We start from the raw sequence: 22,627 nt of genomic DNA, 5'->3' as shown, positions 1-22,627 counted from the left end.
CGGCTACTTGACGGCGCCGAAGGTCAGGCCCCGGACCATCTGTTTCTGGGTGAGCCAGCCAAAGACCAGGATGGGCGCGATGGCCATCGTGGAAGCGGCGGACAGTTTCGCCCAGAACAGTCCCTCGGGACTGGAGAAAGAGGCGATGTACGCCGTCAGCGGCGCGGCCTGCGAGGTGGTCAGGTTGAGGCTCCAGAAGGCCTCGTTCCAGCTCAGGATGACCGACAATAGACCGGTGGAGGCGATCCCCGGCAGGGTCAACGGCATCAGCAGGTAGAGCACCTCCTGCAGGGTACTGGCGCCGTCCATGCGGCCGGCTTCAAGGATGTCCTTGGGCAGGTCCTTGAAGAAGGTGTAGAGCATCCACACCACGATCGGCAGGTTCATCAGCGTGTAGACGATGACCAGCCCGGTACAGGTGTCCAGCAGCCCGGTGTCCCGGAACAGCAGGTAGATCGGTACCAGTACGCCCACCGGCGGCAGCATCTTGGTGGACAGCATCCACAGCAGCGTGCCCTTGGTGCGCTTGGTGGGCAGGAACGCCATGGAATAGGCCGACGGAATGGCAATGATCAGCGCCAGGAGCGTGGAGCCGAAGGAGACGATCACGCTGTTCCAGGCAAACTTGAAGTAGTCCGCCCGCTGCTGGACCTCGGCGTAGCTGTCCAGCGTGGGGGTGAAGATCAGGCTGGGGTCGGACACGGCCTCGACTTCGGTCTTGAAGCCGGTCAGGACCATCCAGAAGATCGGGAAGAAAATGATAAACGCGATCACCCAGGCCAGCAGGCCGATGGCGAAGCGCTTGAGCGTTGATGGATTCATGGGAGTCTCCGCCTCAGTCTTCCAGGTTCTTGGCCACGAGTCGCACCAGGAAAATCGCGACAATGTTGGCCAGGATGATGGCGACGACGCCGCCGGCGGATGCCATGCCCACATCGAAGTCGAGCAGGGCGCGGATGTAGATCAGATAGGCCAGGTTGGTGGTGGCCAGGCCCGGTCCGCCCGAGGTGGTGACGAAGATCTCCGCGAACACAGTCAGCAGGAAGATCATCTCGATCATGATCACCACGCTGATCGCCCGCCGCAGGTGGGGCAGGGTGATGAAGAAGAAAATCGAAATGGGGCCGGCGCCATCCATTCGGGCGGCCTCCACCTGGTCCTCATCCAGCGACTGGATGGCGGTGAGCAGGATCAGCAGCGCAAACGGCAGCCACTGCCAGGCGACGATCATGACGATAGACGTCAGCGGCAGCGACGAAAACCAGTCCACCGGCTGGGCACCGAACAGTTCGGCGATCCAGGCGAAGATGCCATTGGCCGGATGCATCATCAGGTTTTTCCAGACCAGCGCACTGACCGTCGGCATGACGAAGAACGGCGAGATCACCAGCACCCGGGCGATGCCGCGGCCGAAGAACTCCTGCTGGAACAGCACGGCCAGCAGGGTACCGCCGACGACGGTGATGACGAGCACCCAACCCACCAGCAACAGGGTGTTGAGCATCGACTTCCACAGGGCCGGATCAGTGAACAGGTATTCGTAGTTCTCCAGACCGGCAAACCCGGTCATGGTGGGCATCAGCAGATTGTAGCGCTGCAGCGAGAACCAGACGGTCATCGCCAGCGGCACGATCATCCACAGGAACAACAGGGTGACAGCGGGGGCCTGCAGCGCCAGGGGACGAAGTCCGCCGACGGTGCGCCCGGCAGCTCGGGGTTTGTTCATGGTCGTATCCGGGGTTGGGTGGGGTGGCGGGACGGCCGCAGCCGTCCCGTCGAAGACCCGTTTACTTGATGTAGCCCGCGCGCTCCATGGTGCGCTGGGTGGCGCGCTGGGCGCTGCTCAGGGCCTGGTCGACCGACATTTCACCGGTCAGGGCGGCGGCGATCATCTGACCCACCTGGGTACCGATGGCCTGGAACTCAGGAATGCCCACGATCTGGACCCCGGTGTAAGGCACCGGCTTGAGTGTCGCATCGGTGGGATCGGCCTCGCGAATCGCGTCGAGCACGAAGTCGGCGAAAGGCGCGGCTTCCTGGTACTTCTCGTTGGCATAGGTGGACTCGCGGGTGCCCGGTGGCACGCTGGTCCAGCCTTCCTTCTCACCGACCATCTTGATGTAATCCTGCGAGGTGGCCCAGGTGATGAACTCACGCGCCGCATCCTTGGCATCCGATGAAGACGGGATGGCCAGGGCCCAGGACCACAGCCAATGAGAACCTTTCGGCGTCGCCGCGACCGGTGCGGGGGCGAAGCCCAGCTTGTCGGCGACCTTGGACTCTTTCGGGTTGTAGAGCTTGCCGGCGGCGGAGGTGGCGTCGACCCACATCGCGCAGTTGCCGCGGGAGAACAGCGCCAGGTTTTCGTTGAAGCCGTTGGAGCTGGCGCCGGCCGGGCCGTAGTTTTTCAGCAGATCGACGTAGAAGTTGATGGCTTCGTGCCACGCCTTGGAATCGATTTCCGGCTTCCAGTCCATGTCGAACCAGCGGCCGCCGTAGGTGTTCACCAGAGTGGTCACGAAGGCCATGTTCTCGCCCCAGCCCGGCTTGCCGCGCAGGCAGATGCCGGCCACGTCGTGGTCCGGATCGTTGAGCTTGGCCGCCCAGTCGTGGACCTCGTCCCAGGTGGGCTGCTCGGTCATCTCGATGCCGGCCTTGTCGAACAGGTCCTTGCGGTAATACATCATCGAGCTTTCGGCGTAGAAGGGCAGCGCGTAGGGCTTGTCCTCGTAGCTCAGGCCGTCGATGACCGGCTTGAGCAGGTCGTCCGGCTTGTAATCCGCCGGCAGATCGGTGAGCGGTGTCAGCCAGCCGCGCTCGGCCCAGATGGGGGCTTCATAGGTACCGATGGTCATGACGTCGAACTGGCCGCCATGGGTGGCGATATCGGTCGTGAGGCGTTGGCGCAGGACGTTCTCCTCCAGGACGACCCATTCCAGATTGATGTCCGGATGGGATTTTTCAAAGGCGTCGGAGAGGCGCTGCATGATGACCATGTCGTTGTTGTTGACCGTGGCCACGGTGACGGTTTCGGCATGGGCCGCAAAACTGCTGACGGCCATCATGCCCGCGAGGGGCAGTGCATAAGAGAGCTTCATGGCTTGCTCCTGTTGTGGGAGGTCTTGGTGTTGTTTTATTAAGCCGGACTGCTTGGTTGTTTTGATCAATTGAATCTACGCCCGAACAATTGATCAGTCAAGGGCAAAAAATTTTGCGCCGGTCGGGGCGGTCCGGATCAGCGCCGGACCGCGTTATCGAGCACGTAGCGGGCCGCCGCCTCGTCCGTAATCAGCCCCTTCAGCCAGCCGCCGCGCAGGGCTGAGAGAATGGCCGGGCCCTTGTCGGTACCGCCGGCCAGCGCCACCAGACGTTGGGGCGCCAGACTTTCCAACGCCGGGCTGGTGACCCGCCGGGTGACGGAGCAGTCGATGATGCGGCCCTGCGCATCCAGCGGCCAGCCCAGCAGTTCACCCACCGCGCGGCAGTTCAGGAGTTCGTCGAGTTCCGATTCATTGATGAAGTCATCCTGGAACAGGGTGGCCTGACGGTTGATCGGCCCCACGCCGATAAAGCCGACTTCCGCATCGGCGGCGACGCTGGCGATGGCCCGGAACAGGCGCTGGTTCAGCAGGGCCTCGCGTTCCTCGACGGAGCCGGCCACCACCGGGGCGGGCAGCAGGAAGCGGCCGCTGGCGGTCTTGTCCGCCAGGGCGGTGACGCCGTCGTAGCGGTTGGAGGAGCCGTCCCGGGCGACGTTGCCTACCAGGGACACGAAACGGTGCTGGGGCCGGTCCATGCGGCTGACCGCTTCCACCGTGGCGCGCACGGTCCGGCCGGAGCCGAGGGACAGGGTCAGCGGATCGGTGCGTTCAAGATAGCGGGTCAGGCGATCGCAGCCAGCCACGGCCACGTAATGGGCACTGTTGTGCTCGGCATCCGGGTCGACCGGCACCACGTCGCAGAACTCCAGGTCGAACTGGTCACGCAGCGCCTGACCCAGCGTCATGCAGTTGGAAATGGGGTGATCGATGTGAACCTTGATCAGCCCTTCCTGACGGGCCAGGGCCAGAAGCCGCTGGACGCCCGGGCGGGACACGCCCAGCTGCGCAGCGATTTCGTCCTGGGTGCGTCCACCCACATAGGAGAGCCAGGCAGCCCGGGCGGCCTGGTCGAGTTTGACTTCAAATTTATCCATGGTGCTGCGGACATCCTCGGCGGCAAAGTGCCCTGATCATCGCAAGCAGGCCGGCAATTCACAACAATTGTTGTGCTTGTGCGGTGTTCTGGAGGGCCTTGTCAGAGCGTGCCGCCGGTCTCGATCCGGTAACCCAGGTCGATCACGCGCTGGCTGACGTAGGCGCCCTGGAGTCGTTCCAACAACACTTCCGCCGCCCGGCGACCGATGGCTTCCCGGGGCGTGACGACACTGGCCAGCCGGGGCGTCATCACCTGACCCACGTCATGGCCGTGGAAACCGACGATGGCCATTTTCTCCGGGACCGGAATGCCGCGGCGCTGGCACTCGAAGAAGGCCCCGATGGCCACGTCGTCGTTGGTGCAGAAGATGCCGTCGGCTTCCGGGTGCTCTTCCAGGATGCGGGCCATCAGTGTGGCACCGACAGAATAGGAAGATCGTTGTTCGAAGCGCAGGATCACCGGTTCCAGGCCGTGTTCTTCCATGGCCTGCGCGTAACCGTCCTGGCGCTGGATGGTCCGGGTATCCAGCCGCACGCCCAGGTAGACGATGTGCTTGCGGCCGTGGCGGATCATCTCGCTGACCATGTCGTAGGAGGCCTGCACGTTGTCGAAACCGACCGCCTGTTCGAACGGCGGCAGATGCGTGTCCATCAGTTCGATGGTGGGTACGCCGGCGGTTTCCAGCATGCGCCGGCTGCGGGCCGTGTGTTGGCTCTCCGACAGGATCAGCGCGTCGACGTTGTAGGACAGCAGGGCGGACAGGCTGCGTTCCTCCACCTCCGGGCTGTAGCCGTAGTGGGCCATCATCAGGTGATAGCCGGCCGGCTCGGTGACGCTCTCGATACCTTTCACCACGTCGGCGAAAACCTGGTTGGTCAATGACGGCAGGAGCACGCCGATGGCCCGGCTGGTGGCCTTGGACAGGATGTCCGGCGCGCGGTTGGGGATATAGCCGATCTCCTCCGCCACCGCGAAGATCCGCTCGCGCATTTTCTCCGACACGTTGTCGGCACCGCGCAGACAGCGGCTGACGGTCATCTTCGTGGCACCGACCCGGTCGGCGATGTCCTGCAATGTGGGGCGTCGTTTCTTGGCCATGGTTGTTGTTCGGTCCTCTCTAAGCGGCGCCTATGATACGTCATGACTCGGGGGCTGAAAGCGGGCGGTTGATCCCGCCCGGGGCGCGCTGTACATACATCCCTGTACGCTCACCGGCAGCATCCCTGCTGCCGGAGTCCCCGGGCGGGATCAACCGCCCGCTTTCGAATCCCTCAGGTGCTGGCTTCCAGGCGTTGCAGACACAGTTTCAGGACCTGCTCCGGCGTCTGTGCAATATCGACGATGATCGCCTCCTCCGGCCCCGGTTCCTCCAGGGACTGGAACTGGCTCTCCAGCATCGACTGTCCATTGAAGTAGTGGTCCTTGCGCTGGGCGTGGCGCGACCAGATGGTGTCGAAAGAGCCTTTCAGGTAGACGAACTGCAGCGCCGGATCCCCGGAGCGCAGCTGATCCCGGTAGACCTGCTTCAGCGCGGAGCAAGCCAGCACCAGTCCGTCCTGCTGGCGAATCAGGTCCGCCAGGTCGGTCAGCCAGCCCTCCCGGTCGGCATCCGTCAGCGGGATGCCGTTGGCCATTTTCTCCACGTTGGAGCGACTGTGGTAGTCGTCCGCGTCGAAGAACGGCACACCCAGTTGCTCGCCCAGCCGCTGGCCGACCAGGCTCTTGCCACTGCCCGAGACGCCCATGACGACGATCTTGGGATGTTTCATATCACTGCCACCATAACGCCAGTTGCGGGAATGCGATCACCAGGCCCAGTGCCAGGATCTGCAGCACGATGAAGGGCACCAGGGAGCGGAAGATCTCGCCCAGGGAAATGTCCGGCGGAGTCACGGTCTTCAGGTAGAAGGCGGCCGGGCCGAACGGCGGTGACAGGAACGACACCTGCATGTTCATGCAGAACACCACGCCGAACCAGATCGGGCTGTAGCCCAACTCGTTCACGATCGGCACGAAGATCGGCATGGTCAGCAGGGCCACGCCCACCCAGTCCAGGAACATGCCCAGCACCAGCAGGATCAGCATCATGAACAGGATGGTCAGCAGGCCGTTGCCGCCGCTGACGGTGAAGACCATGTCGCGGACGAAATCGATGCCGCCCATCAGGTTGTAGACCCCCACCAGCGCGGTGGCGCCGATGCCGATCCAGATGATCATGCCGCACACCCGCAGGGTGCTGATGGTGGACTTGCGGATCATGGCCAGGTTCAGCTCGCCACGGATGGCGGTGGAGATGGCGATGCCCAGCACACCCAGGGCCGACGCTTCGGTCACCGACGCCACGCCGCCGTAGATGCTGCCCAGCACCACGACCACGGACAGGATCGGGAAGAACAGCGCCTTGAAGAAGTTCGGTGCCGGGGTTTCTGGTTCGTCGGAGTCCGACGGCAGCGGCGCGATTTCCGGCTTGAGCCAGACACGGACCAGCACGTAAGCGATATAGAACAGTGCCAGGATCAGGGCCGGCAGGAACGCGCCCTTGAACAGCTCGCCGATGGAGACGTTGGCGGTCAGGCCGTAGATGATCAGGACGATGCTCGGCGGCAGCATGGTGCCCAGGGCACCGCCGGCACAGGTGGTGCCGATGGCCAGGCGCCGGTCATAGCCCAGGCGCAGCATCTGCGGCAGGGCCAGGATGCCCAGCAGCACGGTTTCACCGCCGATGACGCCGGACATGGACGCCAGGATGATGGCCACGATCAGGGTCTGGATGGCGACGCCGCCGCGCAGCTTGCGGCCGATGCGGGCCATGGCGTCGAACAGGTCTTTGGCAATCCCCGAATGATCCAGTAATGAGGCCATAAGCACGAACATGGGCACGGCCAGGAAGACGTAACTGCCGATAAAACTGTAGAGCCGGCTGCTCACGATGGGCAGCGCGTCCACGCCAAACCAGCCGAGCGCAAAGAGCAGGGCGACCAGGCCGGTCGCAAAGGCCAGCTGCATGCCGGTCAGCAGGAGCAGGACCAGCAGCACCAGCATCAGCAGGCTGCCGTAGCCGATCCCGAGGGAAGCGAGTTCAAACATCAGGCATCACCTCCTTTGAGGGCACGGCGCAGGTCACGAATCAGGTGCAGAATGAACTGGAGCATCAGCACCGCCATCGCGATCAGGATGATGACTTTCAGGAAGGCCGGGAACGGCGGGTTCCAGGCGGAGCCGGAGGTCTCCAGGCGCCAGGCACCCCAGGGCGCACGGACGGCGTCCTTGGCCATGAACCAGCTGCCGTAAACCATCATGCTGCAGAAGGCCAGACCAAACAGCTGGTGCAGGACATCCAGCCAGCGGCGGACACGGGGTGAGACCGCGTCGTAGATCAGCACCACGCGCACGTGACGGTTGGTGGCGAAGGCGTAGAGGCCGCCGAGAACAAACAGCGTCGCACCGGCGAAGGTCACCGTTTCGTGCACCCACAGGGTGGGGGAGTCGAAGATGTAGCGACGGGCGATTTCGTAGGCGGAGACAATCACAATCAGGGCAAAGACCAGGCTCAGCTTCTTGCCCAGCCAGACGATACCCCGGTCGAGCCGGGTGGCGCCGACGTCCTCGTCGTTGTTGTCCGGCAGCAGGTCCGTCTGGCCGTCTTGGGACGCGTGATCAGACATAGGGAGACTCCTGACCGGCGCATGGGTTTGGGCCCGATGCGCCGGTTGATGTCAGATTTCAGGAAGGTTGGAGAGTGCTCGGAGCGGGCTTAGAGCAGGCCCTGGGATTCCAGGTAGCTCGTCACCGACTTGTAGACTTTTTCCGCGTTGGGAGACTGCTCCGCGTACTTCTTCCACTGGTCGCGGGCGATGTTACGGAACTTGCGACGCTCTTCGGCAGACCAGTCGTGGATCGTGATGTTCGGATCCTTGCGGGCCTTCTGGACGGCCTTCTTGTCGGCCATCGCCAGCTGGGTGCTGATGTCATGCGCGAAGTCGCGGGCGGACACGGTCATGATCGCCTGGATGTCCTTCGGCAGCTCGTTCCACTCCTTCAGGTTCATGGCGATTTCCAGCAGCGGCAGGGAGTGGAAACCGGGGTAGACCGGGTTCGGGGCGATGTCGTTCAGGCCCGCTTCCTGGTTGGTGGAGAACACCGTGTAGTCGGCGGCATCGATCACGCCCTTGCTCAGTGCGGTGTAGACCTCGGAGCCCGGCAGGTTCACCGGCGCGGCGCCCGCAGCAGCGAAGACAGACTGCACCAGACCTTCCGGCGCGCGCATCTTCAGACCTTTCAGATCATCCACGCCGTCCAGCGGCTTCTTGGAAACAAAGGACTCCAGGCCGGTCGCGGCACCACCGACGAACTTCACGCCGTACGGCTTGTAGAGCTCGTTCATCAGCTCGTAGCCGCCGCCGTAGTAGATGTAGTCGATCAGTTGATCCGGGCTGGACCAGGCACCCACGGTGTTGCCGATCAAGCCGAACGCGGGATCCTGGCCAGAGAAATAACCGGTGACGGAGATGTGCCCGTCGAGCACGCCCATCTTCATCGCGCTCAGGGTCTCGGAGTGGCTGACCACACTGCCAACCGGAAGCAGTTCGATGTGAACGCGACCGTCGGTCATGGTCTCGACGCGGTCAGCCCATTCCTGCTGGATCTTGTAGTTCTTGACGCCGGTGGGATCGGACGACTGGAACTTGAAGTTGAAGTCGGCGGCAAAGGTGTTCAGGGCGAAAGTGGCGGCGAACACACCGGCCACGAGCTTGAGCGGGGACATAGTGTTTTACTCCTGGGCTTCTTGTTTTGTCGGTAAATGTTACCGGTAACATTTGCGAAGTCTATTGCATGAATTTTGGGCACGCAAGGGTGTTTTTTGATCTGGATGTTTGCCGGTGGTGCAGGATGTTGGCGCGGAAGGGATTCAACTGATTGAAATCAGGGCGTGTATCCGGAGGCCTGGAAGCCTCCGGATACGATCGTTCAGGACGCCATCGCCACAGCCTGACGGTTGTGGTGGACCACCAGCAACACATCCAGGATGAGGAAGACGGCCAGGCTCACGCCCATCACCGGCAGGGCCCAACCGAGAGCGGCCGCAACGGCCATGATGGCCAGGCGGGCAGGAACGGGCGCCCGCAGCCAATGGGTGGTGAGCCGTGTGGCGCTGGCGGCCGACGAGGCTCTGGGCAGTGGTCGGCGTACCCACCACATCCGGTAGCCCCAGACGATCAGCGTACACAGGCCCAGCGCCAGGGCCAGCATGACCAGCTGGTTTGCCAGACCGAACAGCGTGCCCATGTGCGCGTCGATACCCCAGCGGGTCAGTTTGGCCGCGATGGGGAAATCCGCGAAGTTCGCCTGGTCGGTCACCCGGAAGGTGTGCGGGTCCACCGCGACGGAATCCACCTGGGTAGGCCAGCTTCGATCGATTTCCCGGACTTTCCAGGCACGATCGGGACCGCTTCCCGGACGAATTTCCAGCTTTCCGGCGTCGATGCCGGCTTCCCGCGCGGCCTCCAGGACCGGATCAAACAGGGCATCAGGCACCGCAGGCAGGGCCTGGCGTGCATCGGACAGCTGGGTGTTCACGCTCGGCGTGCCCCAATCCAATGCTGCCCGCAACTCGGCGATGCGGCCACCGGCCCATTTCGACCAGGTCAGCCCGGTCACCGACAGGAACAGAAAGCCGGTCAGCAGGATCAGGCCCAAAGTGGCGTGGCGACGGCGGCGTCGACCGCTTTCGGTCTGGTCGGTGGCGCGCAGGGCCGCGGACTGCCGACGTTTCCGACGTCCGATAAACCACAGCGTCAGCCCACCCAGCCCGGCGATCCACAGCCAGGAGGCGGCCAGCTCGCTGTAGATCCGTCCCGGCTCGCCCAGCAACAAATTGCGATGCAGGTAGTCGAGCTGAATCCGGAACGGCAGCGCGCCGCTGGTGCCGTAGACCGTGAGATCACCTTTGACGGCCAGCGAAACCGGATCGACGAAGATCGCGCGGTTTTCATACAAATTGAGGCTCGGATCATCGAACATCACCCGCGTGGTCTGACCGGGCGCCGGCGCGGGACGCACCGCTGCCAGGTGCAGGTCAGGGGCTGCCTTCCGGGCGGCTTCGATCTGTTCGGCCAGGGAGTGGGGCGTTCCGCTCATCTCCCCGGTGAGCGCATCGGCGTAGATCATGTTCTCGATCTGCGGCGAAATCACGTAAAGTCCGCCGGAAAAGGCGGCAATAAAGATAAACGGCCCGACCAGCAGGCCGATGTAGAAATGCAGCCGTCGCAGGAAGGGATAGAACCAGCTGGCGGTCTTGCGGCCGTCAGAGGGTGCCCGGGTTTCCGGGACATGGGTTTGGGTCATGGGTCACCTGATAACGTGAATCAGCGAACAGCACCACGCCACCACGCCGGTCACGGACACAGGAAGGCTGTGCCGCCGTCCGGCAGCGGTTGCATGGGCCTGGAAAAGGGGCGGGTTATCCGGTGAAGGTGGGTGGCGCGCGCACTTCGGCAAGGGTGTAACGAAGCCGCAGGGTGGTGGCGGTGCGGACCGGCCAGTGATCGGCCGTCAGGGACCAGCGAACCGGTGCAGAAATGATCAGTGGCGGGGGCGACATCGGCGTGACGTGCGCCAGCAGCACACAATAGCCGCACTCCGGGTGATCGAAGGTGATCGCCCTGTCCATGGCATGAGGCGCCATCGGCATGTCGGCCATGGCGTGATGGTCCGCGTGACCGGCCATGTCCGGGCTCATGCTGTCGTGGTGCATCAGCGCCATGGATTTCGACCACAGCGGTGCGGCAAAGATCAGCACCATCGCCCACAGGGCCAGGCCGGCACCCAGGCGCTGGCGCCAGCCCTGGAAGCTCATGACAGAGGCGGATGATGCGGGTGGGCTCATGCTCAGTGGTTCGGTGCGGCCGCAGCCCGGGTATGGGCCTGCAGGGCCTCCGCTTCCACGAAAATCCGCTTGGCCTGGGGATAGGCTTCCTTGATGCGGTGGTCAAGGTCGGCGATGATGGCTTCCAGATCCGCCACGGATTGCTGGGGCCGGAACTTGACGCTCAGGTTGACCAGCACAAAGTCCGGGCCCATGTGCATGGTCAGCAGTTCGTTCACTTTGTCGATCTCCGGCATGTCGACCGCGAGCTTGCGGATGCCGGCGATCACCGCCTGGTTGGCGGATTCACCGATCAGCAGGCCCTTGGTTTCGTAGGCCAGCCAGATGGCGGTGCCGCCCAGAATCAGACCGATGATCACCGAGGCGACGCCGTCCATCCACAGCAGGCCGGTGTTGTCCGCCAGATAGATCCCGACAATGGCAACCACCAGGCCAACGATGGCAGCCGAGTCCTCGAACAGCACCACGAAATTGGTCGGATCCTTGCCCCGCTGGACCGCTTCGATATACCCCCATTTACCCTTGGATCGGGAAAACTCGGTCAGCGCAAAATACCAGGCGGCCCCCTCGAACAGGATACCCAGGCCCAACACGATGTAGTTGACGATGGGGTTCTCGATGGGAGAGGGATCGAGGATGCGATGAACGCCTTCGTAGATCGAAATGCCCGAACCCACTGCGAAGATCAGAATGGCGACCACGAAGCTCCAGAAGTACACCTCCTTGCCGTGACCAAACGGAAACTTCTCGTCGGCGGGCCGGGCGGAACGCTTGAGGCCGTAGAGCAACAGGATCTGGTTGCCGGTATCCACGAGCGAGTGGACGCCTTCGGAGAACATGGCCGAACTGCCGGTGACCACAGCGGCCACGAACTTGGTGATGGCGATGAGCAGGTTGCCCCCGAGGGCGGCGAAAATCACTTTCTTGCTGGAACCGGCCATGGTGCGAACGTCGTCCTGTCAAAAATGGGTGGGCGCAAGGTTAGCATAGCTGGCCATCAGGCCGATGATGCGTTTTCCGGTTCCCGGAATTGCAGTTCGGCCAGACGGGCGTAGAGCGGGTCGCTGTGGATTAGTTCCTGGTGCGAGCCAACGCCATGCAGCCGGCCATGATCCAGCACCGCAATGCGGTCGGCGTGCTTGACCGTGGCCAGGCGGTGGGCAATCACCAGCGTCGTGCGGCCCGCCATCAGCTCCGGCAGGGCTTGTTGGATCAGGTGTTCGCTCTGGGCGTCCAGGGCGCTGGTGGCTTCGTCCAGCAGCAGGATGGGCGCGTCCATGATCAGCGCCCGGGCGATGGCGATGCGTTGGCGCTGGCCCCCGGACAGGCCCAGGCCGGCATCGCCCAGTCGGGTGTCGTAGCCGTCGGGCAAGTCAGTGATGAACTCGTGGGCGTGGGCGACGCGGGCGGCGGCCTCGATATCGGCTTGCGACGCTTTCGGGCGACCGTAGCGGATGTTGTCGGCAATGCTGCCGAAGAACAGGGCGGGTGTCTGGGACACGAGGGCAAAGCAGCGGCGCAGCTCCGCCGGGTCCAGCTCGCGGATGTCCACGCCGTCAATGCGGATACCGCCGCTGCGGGGATCGAAGAAACGCAGGAGCAGATCGAACAATGTGGACTTGCCGGCGCCGGACGGTCCCACCAGGGCGAGGGTTTCGCCGGCGGTGACGGTCAGGTCGATGCCGTCGATCACGTCCACGTTGGGGCGCCCGGGATAGGCAAAACGCAGGGCCTCGAATGCGATCTCACCCCGCACCGGGACGGGCAGCGAGCGGGGATGTTCCGGCGGTGTGATCTCACTGCCGGTCTGCAGCAGTTCCACGATTCGCGCGGCGGCACCGGCGGCCCGCTGCAATTCGCCGATGACTTCGCTCAGCGAACCCACGGATGAGCCCACGATCAGGCTGTAGAACACGAACGCGGCCAGTTCGCCGCCGGTGATCTCGCCGGCGATCACGTCCTGCCCGCCGACCCAGAGCATGATGCCCACCGCGCCGAGAATCAGCAGGATCACGATGGCAATCAGCCAGGCCCGCTGGCGGATGCGCTGGCGGGCCACGGCAAAAGCGTTCTCCACCACCTCACCGAAGCGGTCCTGATCCTGGGGCTGGTGGTTGTAGGCCTGCACGATCTTGATCTGGCCCAGGATCTCGCCCACGTAGCTGCCCACATCCGCCACCCGGTCCTGGCTCTGGCGGGACAGGCGCCGCACCCGCCGGCCGAAAATCAGGATCGGGGCCACCACGAGCGGCACCGCCAGCATCACGATGCTGGTCAGCTTCACGTTGGTGACAAACAACAGGATGATCCCGCCAATCATCATGAAGAAATTGCGCAGGGCCATGGATATGGTGGAGCCGATCACCGATTGCAGCACCGTGGTGTCGGTGGTCAGTCGGGACTGGATCTCCAGGCCGCGATTGGTTTCGAAAAAGCCGGGATGCAAATCGATCAGGTGGTTAAATACCTGCTTCCGGATATCCGCAACCACCCGCTCGCCGATCCAGGAGACCAGATAGAAACGCACGAACGTGCCGACCGCCAGACAGCCGATGAGTATGAAGAACAACAGGACGGAGCGGTTGAGCAGTTCCGGTGAGCCGGTGACGAATCCCTGGTCCACCAGGAGCCTGATGCCCTGGCCCAGCGACAGCGTGATGCCTGCGGTGAACACGAGCGCGGCAAAGGCACCGGCCAGCGCCTTGCGGTAGGGCATGATGAAGTCGGTGGCGAGTTTCAGGGCCTTGCGGCGATCCGAGGTCATGGGCGTCCCGTTAATTGATCTTGTCGGGGAAGTATAAGAGTTGTGGGCCGGTCCGGTTCACCTTTATGCGCCGGACCGGCGAATCAGTCCGCTGGTTTCGCTGTTTTGGGAGAACGGAATAGCAGCAACAGCGGGATGGACGCCAACGCCACCCAGGCCATCAGGCGGAAGTCGTTGAGGTAGCCGATGGCGGCCGCCTGTTGGGTCGCCATGCTGTTGAGGTAGGCCAGGCCCGTGGTGCTGGAGGGATCGATGCCGCCGGGCAGGGTCATCGACTGGAACGCCGGCCGGAAGGGATTGAGGTATTCCCCCAGGCTGGCGTGATTGATCTGGGTGTTTCGGGCCACCAGCGTCACCATCACCGAAATACCGATTGAGCTGCCGATGTTGCGCATCAGGCTGAACATGGCCGTGGCTTCGGTGCGGTAGCGCGAGGCCAGGGTGGCAAAACTGATGGTGCTCAGCGGCACGAACACCATGCCCAGTCCCATCCCCTGGACCACGCCCGTCAGCGCCACCCGCAGGGACGACACTTCGGTGTTGAAATTGGCCATCTCGAACAGGCTGGCGGTCATCAGGATCAGGCCGGTCAGGATCAGCAGGCGGATGTCCACTTTATTCACCAGCCGACCCACCAGCATCATCGAGAACATGCTGCCCAGGCCGCGTGGGGCCAGGACCAGCCCGGTGGTGATCACCGGATAGTCCATCAGGTTCTGCAGGAACGGTGGCAGCAAAGCCAGCGTGGCCAGCAGGATCACCCCGATCATGAAGATGAAGATCAGGCCGATGGCCAGGTTGCGGTCTTTGAAAAGCCCGGGTTCCACGAACGGTTCCCGATAAGTGAACATGTGGACGAGGAACATCATCAGGGCACAGGCGGCGACCGTGGCTTCCAGCATGACTTCGCCGGATGAGAACCAGTCGAGGCTCTGGCCGCGGTCCAGCATCAGTTGCAACGCGCCGATTGAAAGCCCGAGCAGGGCGAAGCCGAAAACATCGAACCGGCGTTTGACCTGCTCCGTCTCCGGCACAAAGAACAGGATGCCCAGCAGCGAGAGAATGCCGAACGGCAGGTTGATAAAGAAGACCCAGCGCCAGTTCAGCACTTCCGTCAGGTAGCCCCCGAGGGTCGGGCCGAGGATGGGGCCGACCATGACGCCCACGCCCCACATGGCCATGGCGGAGCCGTGTTGCTCACGGGGATAGGTGTCCAGCAGTACAGCCTGGGACAACGGGACGAGCCCGGCGCCGAAGATGCCCTGCAGCAGCCGGAACAGCACCATCTCTTCCAGGTTGCCGGCAATGCCGCACAGCACGGAGGCGATGGTGAACCCGGTAACCGACAACAGGAACAGGCGCTTGCGACCCAGCCGGCCGGCCAGGAAACCGGTCAGCGGCGTGGCAATGGCCGCGGCGACAATGTAGGAGGTCAGCACCCAGGAAATCTGTTCCTCGGTGGCCGACATGCTGCCTTTCATGTTGGGCAGGGCCACGTTGGCGATGGTGGTGTCCAGCGCCTGCATGATGGTAGCCAGCATGATGGAGAGGGTGATCCATCCCCGTTTCAGGCCACCCTGTTCACCGGCCGTGGTGGTTGCGGCCGTCATTCGGCAGGGGGTTCTTCAGCACGGGCTTGGGAGACTAGGCCTCGCAGCCAGCCGACAAGCGGCACATCCGCGTCCGGATACCCGGTATCGATCTCGACGATGGTGCTCATGCCGGCGCGCAGGCCAATGTCCGCCGGCAGGTCGTCAAAGCGGATGCGCACCGGGATGCGTTGGACCACCTTCACCCAGTTGCCGGTGGCGTTCTGTGCCGGCAGCACGGAGAACTCGGCGCCGGTGGCCTGGGCGATACTGGCGACGTGTCCGTGGAATTCCCGATCCGGGTAGGTGTCCACTTCGATCGAGACGGCCTGGCCGGGTTTGACGCGGGTCAGGTCGGTTTCCTTGAAGTTGGCATCGATCCACAGATTGCGGTTGCCGACCAGGCCCATCACGGAGGAGCTGGCCCGGGCGTAGGTGCCGGGGTCGGGTGTCTTGGCGGCAATGCCGTCAAACGGTGCGCGAATATGGGTGTGTTCGAGGTCCAGTTCCGCCTGCTCCAGGTTGGCTTTGGCCACCTGGTAATCCGGATGCTGCTCCACCGGCAGGTCCACCTTGCCGCCCAGGCTGGTGGCAATACGCTTCAGATCGCGCTCGATCGCTGCCTGTTCGCGACGGGCGGTGGTGTAATCGTGGCGGTATTTTTCCAACTCCGATTCCGAGGTGAGCTGGCGTTTGGCCAGCGCCTGCTGGCGGGCCAGTTCGCGCTTGGCAAAGGCGACGTTCTCTTCCGCCAGGGACAGGTCTTCCTGCCGGGTGGCGTAGCTGGCCTCCAGCGTGCGGATGTCATTGGCGGCCTTTGCCAGTTCCGCTTTGGCATGATCGACGGCAATGCGATACGGCGCCGGGTCGATCTGTAGCATCAGATCGCCCTTACGGACTGGCTGGTTCTCTTCCACCCGCACCTCGCTGATCTGGCCACTCACTTCCGGCGCGATATTGATCAGGGGCGCACCGATGTATGCGTTTTCGGTGGACACGTAGCGGCCGCCAAAAATCGACACCAGACCCGCAACCACCACGACCACCAGCGGGATACCCACCAGCAGCGTACGGCGAATCAGTCGGGTCCGGCGCGGCAGCGGCGCCGGTTTGGTGTTCGGGTCGGATGTGCTCATTGTTGTTGCTCCGATAACGCCAGCCACGCTCCGGCGGAGCGGCAGGCCGTGTTGAATCTGTCAGATACGGCAGCTGTGGCGGGCGAGTGCCGACGCTCCGGCCGGGCCGGTGAACGGCGACGGGGACAGCTGATGCCACGGATATCCCTGAATCGTTGACCTTGTCAGGGATACCCGGGAAATGGAATATGTGTAGTTTACTAATTAAAGCCTGCTAAGGAAACGGCGGAGCATAAGGGACATCCCCTATGCCACATCAGCTTTGGTTGTGGCCATCCAGGAAGGCGTGCAGTGCGGAGAAATCGTCGCGGCCATGGCCGGCGGCGTCAGCACTGGCGTAGAGCGCCTTGGCCACGCTGCTCATGAACAGTGGCTGCCGGTGCTCGTAGGCGGTCTGTTCCAGAAGATGCAGATCCTTGAGCATCAGCTCCAGGGGAAACTGCGGTTCGAACTGGCCGTGACGGATGAGCTCCGCCTTGCCGGTCAGGAAGGGCGCGCTGACGGGCAGGTTGGGCAGGGTATCCATCAGCATCTCGCGGGAAAATCCCAGCTTTTCACCGAGCAGGGTGGTCTCGGCGAACACCGCCATGGACTGGGCCAGTTGCGCGTTGATCAGCATTTTGAAGGCACTGCCCTGGCCGTGGTTACCGGTGTGGACGATTTTGCTGCCCATGTGCTCGAGCAGGGGGCGCGCCTGGTTCAGGTCGGCTTCGGCGCCGCCGACGAGAAAGGTCAGGGTACCGTCTTCCGCGGGCTTGCGGGTACCGGCCACCGGTGCATCCAGGAAACGAATGCCCGAAGCCTTGGCTGCTTGTGCCGCCTCGCGGGAGAACGACGGATTCACGGTGGAGCAGTCCACCCAAAGGCTGTCGTTGGGCATTGCCTGCAGGAAGCCTTCTTCGCCGAACGCCTGGGCGGCCACCACTTCGGGTTTGGCCAGCATGGTAAAGACGACGTCCGCTTCCGCAACGGCCTCAGTGAGAGAGGTTGCGGCGGTTGCGCCGTCCGCGGCCAGCGCTTCCACCGGCTGCGGTGAGCGGTTGAATACGGTGAGTGTGCAGTGCGGGAGCAGGTTGCGGGCCATGTTCTGGCCCATGATGCCGAGACCGATAAAAGTGACGTTCATGGTGTCCTCCTGTTTCGCGGGCGGGCGCGCTGGGACGCAGCCCGTGATTCCGGTGACTCTGGAACATCATGATACGCGTGACATCGGCGTCGGATCGATGCCTTGCCGGAGGGAGTTGAGTTGGATCAACGACCGCCGAAGAAGCGATGCAGCTCGCCGATGATGCCACGGCGGAACACCAGTACACAGACCACGAAGATGGCCCCCAGGATCACCTGCACCCAGGAGCCAAAGGCGCTGAGTTCGTGGCTGAGTGAGCCGACCGTGATCGCGCCGATCACCGGCCCGAACACCGTACCGAGGCCACCCACCAGCGTCATCAGGATGACTTCGCCGGAGGTCTGCCAGTGGGCTGTGGTCAGGGCGGCGAACTGGAACACCACGGCTTTGGTGGCTCCGGCCAGACCGGCCAGGGTGGCGGAGATCACGAACGCCTGCAGCTTGAACTTGTCCACGTCATAGCCGAGGGACAGTGCCCGTGATTCATTCTCGCGAATGGCCTGCAACACCTCGCCGAAGGGCGAATTGATGGTGCGGTAGATGACGCAGAAACCGAACAGGAAAACGGCGAACACGAAGTAGTACATGGCCAGCGGCTGGTTCAGATCGATGAAGCCCAGCAGCTTGCCCCGGGGGACGCCCTGCAGACCGTTCTCCCCACCGGTGAAGGGCAGTTGCAGGATCATGAAGTAGATGATCTGGGCCAGGGCCAGGGTAATCATCGCAAAATAAATGCCCTGGCGTCGGATCGCCAGGAACCCGAAGATCGCGCCCAGCACCGTCGCAAACAGGGCGCCGGCGGCGATGCCCAGCAACGGCGGGAATCCCCAGGCCTTGATCACATAGCCGGCGATGTAGGCCGCGCCGCCGAAGAAAGCCGCGTGACCGAAAGAGAGCAGCCCCACGTAGCCCAGCAGCAAATTGAACGCGCAGGCGAACAGGGCGAAACACAGCAGGTCCATCACGAAGACCGGGTAGGCGTAGAAGGGTGCCGTCAGTCCGAAGACCAGCATGATGACCCAAAGCACGCGATTAACCATGATGGATCACCTCTCCTTGCCAAACAGACCGGCGGGACGGAACAGCAGTACCAGCACCATGAGGAAGAAAATCACGGTACTGGCCGCTGGCGGATAGACCACCTTGGTGATCCCTTCCACCAGCCCCAGGGCGAGACCGGTGAGGATGGCGCCCATGATCGACCCCATGCCGCCGATCACCACCACCGCGAACACGACGATGATCAGGTCGGCCCCCATCAGCGGGCTGACCGAGTAGATCGGCGCGGCCAGCACCCCGGCCAGGCCTGCCAGGGCACAGCCGAAGCCGAAGGTCAGGGTAATCATCAGCGGCACATTGAGACCGAAGGCCTGGGTCAGGGTGGGGTTCTCCACGCCGGCCCGCAACCTTGAGCCCAGCCGGGTGTGTTCGATCACGAACCAGGTGGCGAAGCACACTACGATCGAGAAGACGATGGCAAACAGCCGGTAGGTGGGGAAATACATGAAACCGAGATTGACCACGCCGCTCAGTGATTCCGGCTGGCCCGGGTAGGGTGTGCCGGAAATGTTGAAATAGTTGGAGAAGAGCCCCTGCAGGATCAGGGTGATGCCGAAGGTCAGCAGCAGGCCGTAGATGTGGTCCAGTTCGTAGAGCCGCTTGAGCATGGTGCGTTCGATGATCATGCCCAGGACGCCCACAAACAGTGGCGCAACGATCAGCGAGGCCCAGAAGCCGATCTGCAGGCTGATGCCGAACCAGTCGTCCAGCAGGCTGTAGCCGATCAGGGCAACAAAGGCGCCCAGCATATACATCGCCCCATGGGCGAAGTTGATGATGTTGAGCAGCCCGAATATGACCGCCAGACCAAGGCTCAACATGGCGTAGAACACGCCCACATTCAGCCCCAGTAGCGCCTGGGCCAGGATCACCTGCATCGACACGTTAGCAACTCCTCAAAAGCCCGGCCGGACAGCGGCGTGCTGCCCGGCCGCAGCGTTTACTTCAGCAGCGAACACTTGCTTTCGGACAGCGGGATGTAGGCCTGCTCAGCCGGGATCTTCGAAATCACCTTGAGCAAATCCCAGTCTTCCTTGGATTCGTCCGGCTTCTTGGCTTCCACCAGGTACATGTCATGCAGCATCAGGCCGTTGGGGAGAATCTTGCCGCCCTTCACGAACATGTCGTTGAGCTCCATCTCACCCAGCTGCTTGCGCACGGCATCGGGATCGTCGGAGCCCACGGCGTCGATCGCCTTGAGATAGTTGGTTACAGCGGAATAAACCCCGGCCTGCACCATGGTCGGCATCGCGCCCTGCTTTTCATAGTAACGGCGGGACCATTTCTCGGCCTCGTCATCCTGGTTCCACACGAAGGCGGTGGTGAACTGGAGACCCTGGGCGATGTCCAGGCCCATACTCTGGATGTCGGTGATGAACACCAGCATGCCGGCCAGTTTCTGGCCGCTCTGGACGATGCGGAACTGGTTGGCCTGCTTGATGGCGTTAACCGTGTCCTGACCGGCGTTGGCCAGGCCGATCACGTCAGCGCCGGAGGACTGGGCCTGCAGCAGGTAGGACGAGAAGTCGGTAGTGCCCAGCGGGGCGTTCACGTTGCCGACCACTTCACCGTCCAGGCTTTTGACCACCGCAGAGGTGTTTTCCTGCAGGGAGTGTCCGAAGGCGTAGTCCGCGGTGATGAAGAACCACTTTTTGCCGCCGTTCTTGACCATGGCCGTGGCGGTGCCCACCGGCAGGGCGTGGGTGTCATAGACGTAGTGGATGCCATAGGGCGTGCACTGGTCCTCGGTCAGGGCGGTGGTGCCGGCGCCGGTATCCATAGTGATGACTTTCTTCTCGGACGCCAGGCCCTGGACGGCGAGGGCGACCGAGGAGTTGTCCAGCGCGGTGATCATGTCCACCTGCTTGGCGTCGATCCACTCCCGCGCCGTGCTGGCGCCGATGTCAGGCTTGTTCTGGTGGTCGGCGGAGACAATTTCGATGGGCTTGTCCAGCACCTTGCCACCGAAATCCTCCACCGCCATCTTGGCGGCGACAACGGCCCCGGGGCCTTCCAGCGACTTGTAGACGCCGGACATGTCACTCAATACGCCGATCTTGACCTTGCCGTCTGACAGGCCTTCGGCGGCGCTCAGCGGGCCGGCGGCGACCATCAGGCCCAGTCCGGCAACAATGCCATGTAGCAGTTTGCGTTGGTTGAACATAATCCTTGCCCTCACTTTCGCTCTTGTTGTTGGTTACCCCGGTTGGCGGGGTCATTGCCGGGCCAGTCACGACGTCAACGTGGTGGCGACCAAGCTTCAGACACTCAGGTGTCGGTTCAACTGCTCCTGTTTTTCCTCCAACTCGTCCGCGGCGATCTGCTCCACCACACGACCGTGTTCGATCACGTAATGGCGATCGGCCAGGGGCGCCGCGAAGCGGAAGTTCTGCTCCACCAGGACGATGGTAAAACCGCGCTCGCGCAGCTTGCGGATAACCTCGTCCAGCGAGCGCAGAATGACCGGAGCCAACCCTTCAGTGATTTCATCGAGCAACAGCAGGGTAGCGCCGGTGCGCAGGATGCGGGCAATGGCCAGCATCTGCTGCTCCCCGCCGGAGAGCTTCGAGCCCTGGCTCTTGCGGCGCTCCTCCAGGTTGGGAAACATCCGGTAGATCTCGTCGATGGACAACCCGCCGTCCGCCAGTTTCGGCGGCAACGCCAGGTTTTCGTCCACATTCAGGCTGGCGTAGATGCCGCGCTCTTCCGGGCAATAACCCAGGCGTCCCACATGGGCGATACGGTGGGTGGGCAGGTGGATGGTTTCCTGCCCGTGCAGCTTGATCGAACCGGTGCGCCGGCCCACCAGGCCAAGAATGGACTTGAGCGTGGTGGTGCGCCCGGAGCCGTTACGCCCCAGCAGGGTAATCACCTCACCCTCGTGGACGGTCAAAGTCATGCCATGGAGGATGTGCGATTCGCCGTACCAGGCGTGCAGGTCTTCGATGCGCAGCAGTTCGGCGTGACGGTCACTCGGCATCGCTGGCCCCCATGTAGGCTTCCATGACTTCGGGATTGCGGGACACCTCGTCGTAGGGGCCTTCGGCCAGGATCTCGCCGCGGTTGAGTACCGTGATCCGATCCGCCAGGGTCGAGACCACATTGAGGTTGTGCTCCACCATGATGATGGTGCGCCCCTTGACCACGCGGCCGATCAGGTCGGTGACCGCGCCCACGTCCTCGACACCCATGCCCTGCGTGGGCTCATCGAGCAGCATCAGGCGGGGTTCCAGGGCGATGGTGGTGGCAATTTCCAGTGCGCGTTTGCGGCCGTAGGGCATCTCCACGGCGCGGGTTTCGGCGAAATCCTGCAGGCCCACCTGTTCCAGCAGGGCGACGGCTTGCTGGTTCAGCTGGTCGAGTGTTCGGATCGAACGCCAGAAATGGTAAGACACGCCCAGCTTGCGCTGCAGTGCAATGCGGACGTTGTCCCGGGCCGTCAGGTGCGGAAACACGGCGGAAATCTGGAACGAGCGGATCACGCCCTGCTGGGCGATGGCGGCGGGCTTGCGACGGGTAATGTCGGCGCCGTCGAACACGATGCTGCCGGCACTGGGCGTCAGGAACTTGGTCAGCAGATTGAAAAAGGTCGTCTTACCGGCGCCATTGGGGCCGATCAACGCATGAATGGTGCCTTCCCGCACCTTGAGGTTCACATCCTTGACGGCGGTAAAGCCCTTGAAGTCTTTGGTCAGACCTCGGGTTTCCAGAATACAACGACTGTCCTGGCCTGGCTCGCTCACTGGTTGTGGCCCCGCGTGGTATGCTCCGGATCAAGCCGGTCAGGCTTTAATCCAGGCGTTTGTTATTATTGGAAAATCTGATGCTCCGGTGCGCCGGAGGATAACCGGTACGCCTGCCGGAACATTG

21 protein-coding genes are annotated in these 22,627 nt (G+C 63.0%); all 21 read right to left on the bottom strand.

The annotated features are described in order from the left end of the window. Positions 1–3 precede the first annotated feature (3 nt). On the bottom strand, positions 4–822 hold the full coding sequence (locus J3364_RS09895; protein WP_123635908.1) for a carbohydrate ABC transporter permease: 819 nt from the start codon (positions 820–822) through the stop codon (positions 4–6). 13 nt (positions 823–835) lie between these two features. Next, positions 836–1,726, bottom strand: a complete 891-nt coding sequence (locus tag J3364_RS09890; protein WP_123635907.1) for a carbohydrate ABC transporter permease — start codon at positions 1,724–1,726, stop codon at positions 836–838. A gap of 61 nt (positions 1,727–1,787) precedes the next feature. Continuing rightward, positions 1,788–3,098, bottom strand: coding sequence for an ABC transporter substrate-binding protein (locus tag J3364_RS09885; RefSeq protein WP_123635906.1), 1,311 nt, complete (start codon positions 3,096–3,098; stop codon positions 1,788–1,790). Positions 3,099–3,235: 137 nt separating this feature from the next. Beyond that, positions 3,236–4,195: a sugar-binding transcriptional regulator gene (locus tag J3364_RS09880; protein WP_123635905.1), complete on the bottom strand. Its 960-nt coding sequence runs from the start codon at positions 4,193–4,195 to the stop codon at positions 3,236–3,238. A gap of 101 nt (positions 4,196–4,296) precedes the next feature. Next, complete coding sequence (gene gntR / locus J3364_RS09875) at positions 4,297–5,295, bottom strand: gluconate operon transcriptional repressor GntR (protein WP_349558201.1); 999 nt, start codon at positions 5,293–5,295, stop codon at positions 4,297–4,299. A 173-nt stretch (positions 5,296–5,468) separates the two neighbouring features. Then, positions 5,469–5,966, bottom strand: a complete 498-nt coding sequence (locus J3364_RS09870; RefSeq protein ID WP_349558200.1) for a gluconokinase — start codon at positions 5,964–5,966, stop codon at positions 5,469–5,471. 1 nt (position 5,967) lies between these two features. Beyond that, positions 5,968–7,284: a TRAP transporter large permease gene (locus tag J3364_RS09865; protein ID WP_349558199.1), complete on the bottom strand. Its 1,317-nt coding sequence runs from the start codon at positions 7,282–7,284 to the stop codon at positions 5,968–5,970. Further along, on the bottom strand, positions 7,284–7,862 hold the full coding sequence (locus J3364_RS09860) for a TRAP transporter small permease subunit (protein WP_349558197.1): 579 nt from the start codon (positions 7,860–7,862) through the stop codon (positions 7,284–7,286). Before J3364_RS09860 ends, J3364_RS09865 begins: the two co-directional genes overlap by 1 nt. 89 nt (positions 7,863–7,951) lie before the next feature. After that, on the bottom strand, positions 7,952–8,962 hold the full coding sequence (locus tag J3364_RS09855) for a TRAP transporter substrate-binding protein (protein ID WP_123635900.1): 1,011 nt from the start codon (positions 8,960–8,962) through the stop codon (positions 7,952–7,954). 203 nt (positions 8,963–9,165) lie between these two features. After that, positions 9,166–10,542: a PepSY-associated TM helix domain-containing protein gene (locus J3364_RS09850; protein WP_349558196.1), complete on the bottom strand. Its 1,377-nt coding sequence runs from the start codon at positions 10,540–10,542 to the stop codon at positions 9,166–9,168. Positions 10,543–10,657: 115 nt separating this feature from the next. After that, on the bottom strand, positions 10,658–11,083 hold the full coding sequence (locus tag J3364_RS09845; RefSeq protein ID WP_349558195.1) for a DUF2946 domain-containing protein: 426 nt from the start codon (positions 11,081–11,083) through the stop codon (positions 10,658–10,660). A gap of 2 nt (positions 11,084–11,085) precedes the next feature. Continuing rightward, the gene (locus tag J3364_RS09840; protein ID WP_349558194.1) at positions 11,086–12,024 is read right to left on the bottom strand and encodes a cation diffusion facilitator family transporter; all 939 of its coding nucleotides are present in this window, start codon (positions 12,022–12,024) and stop codon (positions 11,086–11,088) included. A 56-nt stretch (positions 12,025–12,080) separates the two neighbouring features. Further along, entirely contained in the window at positions 12,081–13,847 is a 1,767-nt protein-coding gene (locus J3364_RS09835) for an ABC transporter transmembrane domain-containing protein (RefSeq protein WP_349558193.1), read from the bottom strand. A gap of 83 nt (positions 13,848–13,930) precedes the next feature. Then, positions 13,931–15,457, bottom strand: coding sequence for a DHA2 family efflux MFS transporter permease subunit (locus J3364_RS09830; protein WP_349558191.1), 1,527 nt, complete (start codon positions 15,455–15,457; stop codon positions 13,931–13,933). Continuing rightward, entirely contained in the window at positions 15,454–16,572 is a 1,119-nt protein-coding gene (locus J3364_RS09825) for an HlyD family secretion protein (protein WP_349558190.1), read from the bottom strand. The genes J3364_RS09830 and J3364_RS09825 overlap by 4 nt, the downstream gene beginning before the upstream one ends. 256 nt (positions 16,573–16,828) lie before the next feature. Continuing rightward, positions 16,829–17,698, bottom strand: a complete 870-nt coding sequence (locus tag J3364_RS09820; protein ID WP_349558189.1) for an NAD(P)-dependent oxidoreductase — start codon at positions 17,696–17,698, stop codon at positions 16,829–16,831. 125 nt (positions 17,699–17,823) lie between these two features. Further along, entirely contained in the window at positions 17,824–18,738 is a 915-nt protein-coding gene (locus tag J3364_RS09815; protein ID WP_502882497.1) for a branched-chain amino acid ABC transporter permease, read from the bottom strand. Between the two features lie 6 nt (positions 18,739–18,744). After that, the gene (locus tag J3364_RS09810; protein ID WP_349558346.1) at positions 18,745–19,635 is read right to left on the bottom strand and encodes a branched-chain amino acid ABC transporter permease; all 891 of its coding nucleotides are present in this window, start codon (positions 19,633–19,635) and stop codon (positions 18,745–18,747) included. 62 nt (positions 19,636–19,697) lie between these two features. Then, positions 19,698–20,921, bottom strand: coding sequence for an ABC transporter substrate-binding protein (locus J3364_RS09805; protein ID WP_349558188.1), 1,224 nt, complete (start codon positions 20,919–20,921; stop codon positions 19,698–19,700). A 96-nt stretch (positions 20,922–21,017) separates the two neighbouring features. After that, the gene (locus J3364_RS09800) at positions 21,018–21,737 is read right to left on the bottom strand and encodes an ABC transporter ATP-binding protein (protein WP_349558187.1); all 720 of its coding nucleotides are present in this window, start codon (positions 21,735–21,737) and stop codon (positions 21,018–21,020) included. Beyond that, positions 21,727–22,500 carry an ABC transporter ATP-binding protein gene (locus J3364_RS09795; protein ID WP_123635888.1) on the bottom strand — a complete coding sequence of 258 codons (774 nt, stop codon included), beginning with the start codon at positions 22,498–22,500 and terminating at the stop codon, positions 21,727–21,729. Before J3364_RS09795 ends, J3364_RS09800 begins: the two co-directional genes overlap by 11 nt. Between the last annotated feature and the right edge of the window lie 127 nt (positions 22,501–22,627).

The organism is Marinobacter sp. NFXS9, assembly GCF_040148665.1.
Taxonomy (GTDB): domain Bacteria; phylum Pseudomonadota; class Gammaproteobacteria; order Pseudomonadales; family Oleiphilaceae; genus Marinobacter_A; species Marinobacter_A mangrovi.
This window is presented reverse-complemented; position numbering and strand designations above follow the sequence as displayed.

Bases quoted from the DNA above. Each gene is read 5' to 3' on its own strand.
- J3364_RS09895 (WP_123635908.1), bottom strand. From the start codon at position 822: ATGAATCCATCAACGCTCAAGCGCTTCGCCATCGGCCTGCTGGCCTGG.
- J3364_RS09890 (WP_123635907.1), bottom strand. From the start codon at position 1,726: ATGAACAAACCCCGAGCTGCCGGGCGCACCGTCGGCGGACTTCGTCCC.
- J3364_RS09885 (WP_123635906.1), bottom strand. From the start codon at position 3,098: ATGAAGCTCTCTTATGCACTGCCCCTCGCGGGCATGATGGCCGTCAGC.
- J3364_RS09880 (WP_123635905.1), bottom strand. From the start codon at position 4,195: ATGGATAAATTTGAAGTCAAACTCGACCAGGCCGCCCGGGCTGCCTGG.
- gntR (WP_349558201.1), bottom strand. From the start codon at position 5,295: ATGGCCAAGAAACGACGCCCCACATTGCAGGACATCGCCGACCGGGTC.
- J3364_RS09870 (WP_349558200.1), bottom strand. From the start codon at position 5,966: ATGAAACATCCCAAGATCGTCGTCATGGGCGTCTCGGGCAGTGGCAAG.
- J3364_RS09865 (WP_349558199.1), bottom strand. From the start codon at position 7,284: ATGTTTGAACTCGCTTCCCTCGGGATCGGCTACGGCAGCCTGCTGATG.
- J3364_RS09860 (WP_349558197.1), bottom strand. From the start codon at position 7,862: ATGTCTGATCACGCGTCCCAAGACGGCCAGACGGACCTGCTGCCGGAC.
- J3364_RS09855 (WP_123635900.1), bottom strand. From the start codon at position 8,962: ATGTCCCCGCTCAAGCTCGTGGCCGGTGTGTTCGCCGCCACTTTCGCC.
- J3364_RS09850 (WP_349558196.1), bottom strand. From the start codon at position 10,542: ATGACCCAAACCCATGTCCCGGAAACCCGGGCACCCTCTGACGGCCGC.
- J3364_RS09845 (WP_349558195.1), bottom strand. From the start codon at position 11,083: ATGAGCCCACCCGCATCATCCGCCTCTGTCATGAGCTTCCAGGGCTGG.
- J3364_RS09840 (WP_349558194.1), bottom strand. From the start codon at position 12,024: ATGGCCGGTTCCAGCAAGAAAGTGATTTTCGCCGCCCTCGGGGGCAAC.
- J3364_RS09835 (WP_349558193.1), bottom strand. From the start codon at position 13,847: ATGACCTCGGATCGCCGCAAGGCCCTGAAACTCGCCACCGACTTCATC.
- J3364_RS09830 (WP_349558191.1), bottom strand. From the start codon at position 15,457: ATGACGGCCGCAACCACCACGGCCGGTGAACAGGGTGGCCTGAAACGG.
- J3364_RS09825 (WP_349558190.1), bottom strand. From the start codon at position 16,572: ATGAGCACATCCGACCCGAACACCAAACCGGCGCCGCTGCCGCGCCGG.
- J3364_RS09820 (WP_349558189.1), bottom strand. From the start codon at position 17,698: ATGAACGTCACTTTTATCGGTCTCGGCATCATGGGCCAGAACATGGCC.
- J3364_RS09815 (WP_502882497.1), bottom strand. From the start codon at position 18,738: ATGGTTAATCGCGTGCTTTGGGTCATCATGCTGGTCTTCGGACTGACG.
- J3364_RS09810 (WP_349558346.1), bottom strand. From the start codon at position 19,635: ATGCAGGTGATCCTGGCCCAGGCGCTACTGGGGCTGAATGTGGGCGTG.
- J3364_RS09805 (WP_349558188.1), bottom strand. From the start codon at position 20,921: ATGTTCAACCAACGCAAACTGCTACATGGCATTGTTGCCGGACTGGGC.
- J3364_RS09800 (WP_349558187.1), bottom strand. From the start codon at position 21,737: ATGCCGAGTGACCGTCACGCCGAACTGCTGCGCATCGAAGACCTGCAC.